Source organism: Roseateles sp. FW301-B2, assembly GCF_058788955.1.
In genome coordinates this window covers 1-1200 of record NZ_JBYTBE010000071.1, presented here as the reverse complement: position 1 = coordinate 1200, position 1200 = coordinate 1, and the positions used below count along the sequence as shown (strand labels likewise).

Below are 1200 nucleotides of genomic sequence, written 5' to 3'. Positions count from 1 at the left end.
TGACCTGCCCGGATTCTTCGAGACACTGATTCCAAGAGAAGATGGCTCCATCCCCCGAGGAGCCCATGAGAAAGAGTCGATTCACGGAAGAGCAGATGGTTGCGATCCTGCGCGAGGCGGACCGCACCACGGTGGCCGAGGCCGCGAAGAAGCACAAGGTCAGCGAGCCGACGATCTACGCCTGGCGTAAGCACTTCGGCCAGTTGGACGTCGCTGACGTCAAGCGGCTCAAGGCGCTGGAGCTGGAGAACAGCCGGCTCAAGAAGCTGCTGGCCGAAGCCACGCTGGACAACGCGATCCTGAAAGAGATCAACGCAAAAAAATGGTGAGCCCGCTGGCTCGTCGTGCTCAGGTTGCCTTCGCTCGCGAGCGTGGCCTGAGTCTGCGTCGGGCTTGCGGGCTGATCGGCATGTCGCGCTCCACGCCAAGCTACGAGCCACGGCTGCCAGCCAAGGACGCGCCGGTGATCGAGGCGATGAAGGAGCTCTCAGCACAGTACCCGCGCTACGGCTATCGCCGCATCCGCGTGTTCCTGCGCCGCAAGGGCTTCGAGCTGAGTTGGTCGCGCACGCACCGGCTGTGGCGCCAGGCCGGCCTGCTGGTGCCACGGAAGCGGCCTCGCAAGCGCATCGCGTCCGTGCGGCCACGCATCCACACGCCGTTCAAAGCCAACATGGTCTGGGCCTATGACTTCGTCTTCGACACCACGGCCAGCGGCCAGCAGATCAAGTGCCTGACTGTCGTTGACGAGTTCACCCGGGAATGTCTGGCCATCGATGTGGCCGGCTCGATTCGCTCCAGGCGCGTCATCGAGGTGCTGTCGCGGCTGGTCAGCCAGCACGGCGCGCCGCTGTTCATGCGCTCAGACAACGGACCGGAGTTCGTCAGCTTGGCGATCCTGGAGTGGGTCGCCAACTCCGGCATCGCCACCGTGCTCAACGAGCCGGGCAAGCCCTGGCAGAACGGTACCGACGAGAGCTTCAACGGCAAGTTCCGCGACGAGTGCCTGTCCATCGAATGGTTCCGCTCGCGTCGCGAGGCCAGCGTCGTCATCGAAACCTGGCGCCAACACTACAACGAGGTCCGTCCGCACAGCAGCCTGCAATACTTGACCCCGGTGGAGTTCAAACAGCAACTCCGCCAAGACCTGCAACCCGCCGTCTTCTAGGAATTACTGTCTCGATAAACCCGAGCAGGTCA

The 1200-nt window shown here is 63.3% G+C and carries 1 protein-coding gene; it reads left to right on the top strand.

What is annotated here, in order from left to right; all coding sequences use genetic code 11:
- Positions 1-65 precede the first annotated feature (65 nt).
- A protein-coding gene (locus tag AC3WQY_RS24545; protein WP_492711220.1) for an IS3 family transposase occupies positions 66-1168 on the top strand; the annotation gives its coding sequence in 2 pieces (ribosomal slippage) (positions 66-324 and positions 324-1168; 1104 coding nt in all).
- The last annotated feature ends 32 nt before the right edge of the window (positions 1169-1200 follow it).